Annotated in this window: 8 protein-coding genes; 5 read left to right on the forward strand and 3 right to left on the reverse strand. The window is 70.5% G+C overall.

The window, feature by feature from the left end:
• The 5 genes from AB0J09_RS47365 to AB0J09_RS47385 form a co-directional block, all read left to right on the forward strand.
• A partial coding sequence (locus AB0J09_RS47365; RefSeq protein ID WP_360706818.1) for a (2Fe-2S)-binding protein occupies positions 1 to 421 on the forward strand: 421 nt, incomplete at its 5' end.
• Positions 418 to 2,775 carry an aerobic carbon-monoxide dehydrogenase large subunit gene (gene cutA, locus AB0J09_RS47370; RefSeq protein ID WP_360706821.1) on the forward strand — a complete coding sequence of 786 codons (2,358 nt, stop codon included), beginning with the start codon at positions 418 to 420 and terminating at the stop codon, positions 2,773 to 2,775. The genes AB0J09_RS47365 and cutA, both read left to right, overlap by 4 nt.
• Before the next feature lie 8 nt (positions 2,776 to 2,783).
• Positions 2,784 to 3,791, forward strand: a complete 1,008-nt coding sequence (locus AB0J09_RS47375; protein WP_360706824.1) for a hypothetical protein — start codon at positions 2,784 to 2,786, stop codon at positions 3,789 to 3,791.
• A 32-nt stretch (positions 3,792 to 3,823) separates the two neighbouring features.
• Complete coding sequence (locus AB0J09_RS47380) at positions 3,824 to 4,243, forward strand: hypothetical protein (RefSeq protein ID WP_360706827.1); 420 nt, start codon at positions 3,824 to 3,826, stop codon at positions 4,241 to 4,243.
• A gap of 50 nt (positions 4,244 to 4,293) precedes the next feature.
• Positions 4,294 to 4,713 (forward strand): hypothetical protein, encoded by a 420-nt coding sequence (locus AB0J09_RS47385; RefSeq protein ID WP_360706829.1) that lies wholly within the window; start codon positions 4,294 to 4,296, stop codon positions 4,711 to 4,713.
• Positions 4,714 to 4,860: 147 nt separating this feature from the next.
• Here the strand turns inward: AB0J09_RS47385 and AB0J09_RS47390 are convergent, their stop codons facing one another.
• The 3 genes from AB0J09_RS47390 to AB0J09_RS47400 all read right to left on the reverse strand — a co-directional run.
• Positions 4,861 to 7,170 (reverse strand): PQQ-dependent sugar dehydrogenase, encoded by a 2,310-nt coding sequence (locus AB0J09_RS47390; RefSeq protein WP_360706832.1) that lies wholly within the window; start codon positions 7,168 to 7,170, stop codon positions 4,861 to 4,863.
• A gap of 41 nt (positions 7,171 to 7,211) precedes the next feature.
• The gene (locus AB0J09_RS47395; protein ID WP_360706835.1) at positions 7,212 to 7,922 is read right to left on the reverse strand and encodes a hypothetical protein; all 711 of its coding nucleotides are present in this window, start codon (positions 7,920 to 7,922) and stop codon (positions 7,212 to 7,214) included.
• Positions 7,923 to 8,050: 128 nt separating this feature from the next.
• A partial coding sequence (locus tag AB0J09_RS47400) for a substrate-binding domain-containing protein (protein ID WP_360706838.1) occupies positions 8,051 to 8,580 on the reverse strand: 530 nt, incomplete at its 5' end.

Here is an 8,580-nt window from a genome sequence, read left to right on the forward strand (position 1 = left end):
CGCCCGCCGCCTGCTGTCCGACTGCCTGCGCCACGACCTCGGCCTGACCGGCACCCACGTCGGCTGCGAGCACGGCGTCTGCGGCTGCTGCACCGTGCTGCTCGACGGAGAGCCGGTACGGTCATGCCTGACGTTCGCGGTCACCGTGGACGGCTCCGAGATCACCACCGTGGAAGGGCTGGCCACGGGCCCCTCGATGTCGCCGGTGCAGCGGGCGTTCGCCGAGTGCCACGGGCTGCAGTGCGGGTTCTGCACGCCGGGGTTCCTGTGCACGGTGACCGCCATGCTGCGGGACAACCCGGCCCCCACGGACGAGGAGGTGCTCGAGGGCATCTCCGGCAACCTGTGCCGGTGCACCGGCTACCAGAACATCGTCAAGGCCGTCCACCGGGCCGCCGAGCTGCTGGCGGAGGAAGCATGACGACGAGGCTGTTCGGGGAGTCCGTGCAACGGCGGGAGGATCCCAGGCTGCTCACCGGGCAGGGCCGCTACCTCGACGACCTCGGGCCCGGCGCGCTGGCCGCCGCGTTCGTGCGCTCGCCGCACGCGCACGCCCGCATCCGGGACATCGACGTGGCCCCCGCGCTCGACGTGGAGGGGCTGGTCGCCATCTACACCTGGGAGGACCTGCCCGAACGGGTCGGCAGGGCGCTGCCGCTGCTGATCCCGCACCCGGCGCTCACGCACGGGCGCACCGCGTACCCGCTGGCCAGGGACGTCGTCAGGCACGTCGGCGAGCCGGTGGTCATGGTCGTGGCCACCGACCGGTACGCGGCCGAGGACGCCTGCGCGCTCATCGAGGTCGACTACGAGCTGCTCAAGCCGGTCGTCGGCCTGGAGGAGGCGGTGCAGGGCGCCCAGCTCGTACACGAGGACGTGCCTGGCAACGTCGGCGCGCACCTCGTCCAGGAGGTCGCCGGTGCCGACGGGCGCGGCGCGCGGGAGGCGATCGAGACCGCGCCGCACACGCTGGCCTTCCGGCTCGACATAGAGCGCAGCGCCAGCATGCCCCTGGAGGGACGCGGCGTGTACGCCCGCTGGGACGGCAGGGACCTGCGCGTCTACTCCAGCACCCAGACCTCCACCAGCGTCCGCATGGCCGTGGCCGCCGCGCTCGAGCTGCCGCTGCCGCAGGTCGAGGTGATCGCGCCCGACGTGGGCGGCGGCTTCGGAGTGAAGATCGTGCACCCGTGGCCCGAGGAGGTGCTGGTGCCGTGGGCGGCCATGACGCTCGGGCGCGAGATCAAGTGGACGGAGGACCGCAGGGAGCACTTCGTCTCATCCGCTCATGAGCGCGGCCAGGTGCAGTACGTACGGGCCGGCTTCGACGACGACGGCCGGGTCCTCGGCCTGGACGTGACGATCCTGCACGACCACGGCGCCTACACGCCCTACGGCATCATCGTGCCGATCGTCACCTCGACGCAGCTCCTGGGCCCGTACAAGATCGGGGCCTACCGGGTCGAGTTCTCCGCCGTCTACACCAACACCGTGCAGGTCACGCCCTACCGGGGAGCCGGCAGGCCACAGGGCGTGTTCTGCATGGAGCGGACCATGGACAAGATCGCCGGGTACCTCGGCAAGGACCGGACCGAGGTGCGCGAGGTCAACTTCATCGGACCCGACGAGTTCCCGTACGACCAGGGGATGACGTTCCAGGACGGGCGGCCGCTGATCTACGACAGCGGCAACTACCCGGAGATGCTCCGCATGGTCAAGGAGCTGATCGGCTGGGACTCCTTCGACAGGCGGCCGGGCAGGGGCATCGGCATCGGGTGCTACGTCGAGGGCACCGGCGTGGGGCCGTACGAGGGCGGGCACGTGCAGGTGACCTCCGACGGGCGGGTGCACGTGTCCACCGGGCTCACCTCGCAGGGGCAGGGGCACGAGACCGTGTTCGCGCAGATCGCCGCCACCGAGCTGGGCGTGCCGATCGAGCGGGTGAGCGTGGTGACCGGCGACACCCGCAGGTTCGGTTACGCGGTGGGCACGTTCGCCTCGCGCGCGGCCGTCGTCAGCGGCAACGCCATCGCGCTGGCCTGCAGGAAAGTACGCGAGAAGGCACTGCGGATCGCCGCCGACGCGCTGGAGGCCGACCCGGCCGACCTGGAGATCACCGACGGGATGGTGCACGTCATGGGCGCGCCGACCGCCTCCATCCCGCTGTCCACGGTGGCGGTGCTGGCCAACCCGCTGCGCTACGCCTTCGACGACGAGACCGCGAAGGCGACCCAGTTCTCCGGCACCGCCTCTCCCGACCGGCCGCCGGTCGCCGAGGGCGAGGAGCCGGGGCTGGAGGGGCGCGACTACTACTCGCCGATCAGGTCCACGTTCGCGTCCGGCATGCACGCGGCGATCGTCGAGACCGACCCGGAGACCGCCGAGATCAAGGTGGTGCGGTACGTGGTCGTGCACGACTGCGGCCGGCTGATCAACCCCATGATCGTGGAGGGCCAGATCCACGGGGGAGTGGCGCAGGGCATCGGCGGGGCCCTCTACGAGCGCATGGTGTACGACCCGCACGGCCAGCTCGTGAACGCCTCCTTCATGGACTTCCTCATGCCGTACGCCACCGAGATCCCGCACATCGAGACCGCCCACCTGGAGACGCCCTCGCCGCTCAACCCGCTCGGCATCAAGGGCGCGGGCGAGGCCGGCGTGATCCCCGTCTCCGCGGTCATCGCCTCGGCCATCGAGGACGCCGAGGGCATCGCGATCGACCGCATGCCCATCTCCCCGTCCGAGCTCTTCGACCTGCGCTCCCGCATGGGATGATCGTCCGCATGCGTGCGCCTGCTGCCGGTCTGACCTCCTTCCCGGCCGTTCCCGACGACGTCCGGCTGATCGACCTGGCCTGGAATGACATCTCCGAGGTCCCTGACCGGGTGGCCGGGCTCGTCGCGCTCGAGGAGCTCAGGCTCGACGGCAACCGGCTGCGCTCGCTGCCCGACCTCTCGGGGCTGACCGCGCTTCGGGCGCTGCACCTGGACGGGAACGAGCTGACGTCGTTCCCGCGCTGCCCGCCGTACCTGGAGGTCCTCTTCCTGTACGGCAACCGCGTCGGCACGATCCCCGACCGGCTGAGCCCCCGCCTGCGGCACCTCGCGGCCGGCGGGAACGGGCTGGCCGGCGTGCCGGCCTCCCTCTGGAAGCTGACCGGGCTGGAGTCGCTCAACCTGGCCGAGAACGCCCTCACCGAGGTCCCGGCCGCGATCGGCGGGCTGACCCGGCTGCGCATGCTCGACCTGGGGCACAACCGGCTCGCCTCCGTCCCGCCCGAGCTCGGCGACCTGGATCTCACCGACTACCTGTACCTGAGCGACAATCTGCTCGCCGAGGTGCCGGAGGCGATCGGGCGGCTGGGGCGGCTCGCGTACCTCAACCTCACCGACAACCAGCTGACCCGGCTGCCCGAGTCCATCGGGCGGATGGCCTCGCTGGTGGAGCTGCGGCTGTACAACAACCGGCTGGAGTCGCTGCCGGAGTCCATAGGCGGGCTGCGGCGGCTGCGGGAGCTGCACGCGCAGGGCAACCGGCTGGCCCGGCTGCCCGCTTCGATCGCCGAGCTGGGCGAGCTGCGCGTGCTCGACCTGCGTAACAACCGGCTGCGAGAGCTGCCGGACGCGCTGCCGCCCGGGCTCAGGCACCTCGACCTCCGCAACAACCGGCTGCGGGAGCTGCCTCCGGTGCTGCCCCCGCTGGAGAAGCTCGATCTGCGCTGGAACAAGCTCGACGGCGAGCCCGAGGTGCTGCGACGGCTCCGCGATCAGGGTTGCGTCATTCTTCGCTGAACCGAGGCGATTTTCGGTGCGTACCTCCGCACATGACGACATTTCCACGTCTGGCCGCTTTCGCGCTGCTGGCCGGGCTGGTCGCCGGCTGCTCCTCAGGGGGCTGGGGCGACTACGCCGCAGCAGGCGACACCCAGAAGACCGCCGCGCCCCTGACCGTGGAGCAGCTGTCCGCCAAGGTCGGCTGCACGCCGAAGATGCAGGTCGACGCCGCCGACCTGCGTACCGGCTACTGCAAGACGAAGGTCGGCCGGTTCTTCGTCAACACGTTCGCCAGCGAGAAGCTCAAGGACGAGTGGATGGACCGCGCGCCTGAGTACAACCCGCACCTCGTCGGCCCCCGCTGGACCGTCCTGGGGCCGCTCGAGGTGCTGGAGCAGCTGAAGGAGCCGCTCAGCGGCGACCTGCACCTGATGGACCACAGGGTCTCCCAGACGCCGGCGCCGAAGTAACCAAACGGTATGGGCTGAACCGGGGCTGGGGGGCCTGCGTACCTCCGCACATGACGACACTTCCACGTCTGGCCGCTTTCGCGCTGCTGGCCGGACTGGTCGCCGGCTGCTCCTCAGGGAGTGGTGGCGGCTATGTCGCAGCAGCCGGACAGCAGGGCAACGCCGCCCCCCTCACCGTCGAGCAGCTGTCCGCCAAGGTCGGCTGCAAGCCGAAGATGCAGGTCAACGCCTCGGAGATCCGTACTGGCTACTGCAAGACCGCCGATGGCGAGTTCTTCGTCACGACGTTCAAGACCCAGGCCGGCAAGGACGCCTGGATGGACGCCGCCCCCGAGTACAACCCGCACCTGGTCGGCAAGCTCTGGACGGTGCTGTCCAGCCGCAAGGTGCTCGACCTGCTCAAGGAGCGGCTCGGAGGCGACCTCCACCTCACCGACCACCGGACGAAGAAGATGCAGACCATCGGCTAGCCCCTCCCCGCCTCCGCCGGCCCTCCGCTCAAGGGCTCCCGGCTTCCCGGACCCCTCTCCCCTTCTCGGAAAGGGACCTCAGCCACCGTGCTCGTTTCTCCAAAGGACCCCCGCCGGAGTACGGCGGGGGATGTGCGGAAATCGGGGCTAGCGCGTCCGCGCCAGCTCGTACTGGGCCCGGATCTCGCCCGGGGCCGCGACCCTGTCCAGGAACATCAGGCCGTCCATGCGGCAGTCGCAGGGATTCTGCTCCCTGGTGTTCTGCGGGTAACTGCCGCCGATCTTGATGCCTCTCGGGTCGGTCGCCGAGGTGACGTCGGGCTCGGGATCGCCTTCGACGCCCCAAGGGTCGCCGGCGACCGTGTAGAACCCGTCGAGCGGGCGGCCGTTCCTGAACAGCTTCATCGTCGCGGTGTCGAAGTCGAACGTCGCGGCGAGGAAGACCCACTGGTCGCGCGGCAGGATCTCCTGCCAGGGCTGACTCGCGGCGAAGGTCTGGGAGCTGCTGCCGTCCACGCGCCTGGCCAGCGCCACCATCCGCAGCTCGCCGTTCACCGTGATGAGCTCGAGCAGGGCCCTGACGTCGTGTCCCTGGGAGTTGCCGCTGAGCAGCCCGGCCAGGCCGATCGCGTTGAAGCGGTCGGCCGGGTTGTCGGTGTTGGAGTTGAGTGCCGGCCCGTCGCCCTGCATCTTGAACCAGCCCATGACGGTGACGCCCTTGACGCCGTTGAACGCGTGCAGCGCCGGCACGCCGTCCCCGCCGTAGACCCCGGCCTTCCAGTCGTCGTTGCCGGCCGTGGCCGGGTTGACCTGGCGGGTCTGCAGCGCGTACGTGCTGCCCCGGTACGCCCGGTCGGCCACGCGCATGGCGGCGCCGCCGTTGACCAGCGTGATGTTCGCGCCCGACAGGCCCTGGTCCTGCTCCTGGGCCGGGTCGCCGGGCAGCGGGTGCTCGAAGTCGTACGCGGCCACCACGTGGTCGCGCAGGCTCGGCAGCACGTCAGGCGGCGTCCAGCCGGCCTTGGTGACCTTCCAGATCTTGCCGTTCGCCTTGGACAGCACGTAGAGCTCGCCCGCGCCGTCGCTGCCGAAGCGCAGGTCCACGCGGGTGCTCCCGGCCAGGTCCTGCATGGTCACCTGCTTGCCGGTCGCGTCGACCAGCCGCGGCTTGTAGATCGTGGCCCGGCGGCCGGTCCGCTCGTCCATCTGGGCGGCGACGGTGAAGAAGACCTGGCCGTCCACGAGGTCGCCGAACAGGTACTTGCCGTACAGCAGCGGCAGCTTCTGCCCGCGGTAGACGAACCCGCCGGCGATGGCATGGCCGCTGTCGGCGGTGCAGGAGTGGCCGGGCGGCGGGTCGTGGTCGTAGGCGGCGACCGGGTACGTGTAGCCGTACTGCGCGTCGTCGTCCGGCAGCGTGTAGAGGTGACAGCGGTCGGCCTTGTTGAACACGAACGAGCCCTCGCGCTCGCTCCAGCCCAGGTTGTCACCGGCGCCGACGTCGTAGACGGCCTCGATGGCGTGCTCGCCGATGTGGCCGAGGAACAGCCGGTTGCCGGCCTGCGGGTCCCAGCTGAAGCGGTGGGGGTCGCGCATGCCGTACGCGTAGATCTCGCCCAGCTTGCCGGCCTGGCCGGTGAAGGGGTTCGAGGCGGGGATGCCGTACTTGCCGTTCGCGCTGTTCGTGCCCGTAGGGTCGATCCTGAGGATCTTGCCGTACGGGTTCGCCAGGTTCTGCGGGTCGTCGCTGGACACCCCGCGGCCGCCGTCGCCCGAGGCGACGTAGAGCAGGCCGAAGTCCTTGTCGCCGCGGCGGGCGGTCGGGTTGAAATCGATCTGCTGGATGCCGTGGATCTGGCCGTTGAAGCCGAGCCGCAGCACCTCCCTGTGGGTGCCGGAGAAGACGTTCGCCTTCGGGTCCGTGGCCGTCCACTCGGTGATCACGCCGTGGAACTTGGTGCCGGGCTGGGGCGTCATGTCGGGCGTCTTCGTGGTCAGCGCGTCGCCCCACTCGGTGTGGACCGTGTAGAACTTGCCGTTCCTGGCGAAGTCGGGGTGGAAGGCGGCGAAGCCGAACCCGCTGCCCATGCCGCGGCCCGAGACGAAGTCGGGGATGAAGGCCGCGCCGACGTCGAGGTATTCGCGCGGCTGGCCCTTGTCGAGGAAGTAGAGCTTGCCGTTGAGGTCGTTGACGAACAGGCGGCGCGAGCCGTCCGGCAGTTCGCCCAGGTAGTTGATCCTGGCCCAGCGGACCAGTCGCGGGTCGGTCGGGTCAGGAGTCGTCTCGGTCTTCGGGAACGAGGCGAACTCCTCTAGGGTCAGCGTCAACCCCGAGGCGGTGGGCTTCTCGGGGATGGGGTCGTCGATGGGGGTCGGCTCGGCCTGCGCGGCTGCCGCCGGCGCGCATAATGCGGTCACCAGCACCGCGGCGATCAGGCACCGGAGGGTTTTCGGCATACCTGCTCACCACCAGGAAGTCGGGGTGTTGCTCGGGGAGATCACTGCTCGGCGGGCTTGTCGCAGGCCGGGGTGCCCTTGACGGTCATGTCGCGCATCCTGCCGATGTTGTCGAACGAGCCGAAACCGACCCGGCCCGACGTGAACGTGCGGTCGGTGGCCGTGATCAGCGGGGTCGCGGCGCCGTCCATGTAGACCGCGATGCGGCCGGTGTCCACGCAGTAGGTGACGCGGACGTGATGCCACTCCATGTCGGTGACCGCGGGCGGCGCGCCCACCTGGCCGTTCCACTGGTCGTCGATGCGCAGGCGGTCGGCGTTGTCGACGACGAAGATCCCGTTGTGCGGGTAGATGGTGTTGTCCTGAGAAAGGTGGACGTAGGAGAACTCGGTGTCCGACCGGTAGCCGAACACGATGATCACGTCTCGGTTGCTGACGCTGGTCGGCGTGTCCAGGCGGATGTCGGCGTCGATCCGCACCGAGCCGAACTCGGGGCCGGTCTTGAGTACGGCGTACTCGAAGGGGCGGCGCGGGCCCGGCCGGGCGACGCCGGCCTCGGCGAGGATCACCTGGTCGCCGGGGAACTGCCACTTGGACGGGGTCACGGGCGCCCAGTTGCGCCCGTCGTTCACGTGCTTGACCTTGGCGTGTCCCGGGCCGCACTCCTGTGTTTCCGTGGCGGCGGCCTGGGCGGGGATCGGTACGGCCAGCGCGAGCATGGCCGCGAGGACGAAGGTGCGAAAGGCTGACATCCGGGATCCTCTCGCCGGGTGCGCTCTCGTAAGCGCTTCCGAAAGCGCTTTCGTTGACCTTTGAAGCGGATCGTAACCCGGGGGATCAGCCTGTCAAGGGGGCAGTGGAATCGCCGGCGCCCGGCCTGTCAGGCGAACGGTGGGGCGGTGGAGGCGCGTACGACCAGCTCGTGCGCGGTGCGGCGGCGGCGCGGGCGTGAGGCGGGCGGCTTGAGTACGAGCTCCAGCGCCTGCCTGCCCATGCCGACCATGGGAAGCCTGATCGTGGTCAGCGCCGGAAAGACGTCCCGCGCGACCGGCGCGTCGTCGAACCCGGCCACCGAGATCTCCCCGGGCACCCTGCGCCCGTTGCCGAGCAGCCACGACAGCGCGCCCACCGCCATCGGGTCGTTCAGCGCCACGACCGCCGTCAGATCGGGGTGCGCGCGCATCAGCCTGGCGGTCGCCGCCGCGCCGCCCTCCCTGGTGAAGTCGCCGTGCACGACCGGGATCGAGCGCCAGTCGAGCCCCGCCGCGCCGAGCGCCGCCCGCAGCCCGGACAGCCGGTCCTCGACCGTCGTCAGGTTGGCGGGGCCGCCCAGCACGCCGAGGCGGCGGTGGCCGAGGTCGAGCAGGTGCCGCATGAGCGTGGCCCCGCCGCCCGCCAACGCGGGCGGCG

This window comes from Nonomuraea sp. NPDC049784 (assembly GCF_040659615.1).
Classification (GTDB): Bacteria; Actinomycetota; Actinomycetes; order Streptosporangiales; family Streptosporangiaceae; genus Nonomuraea.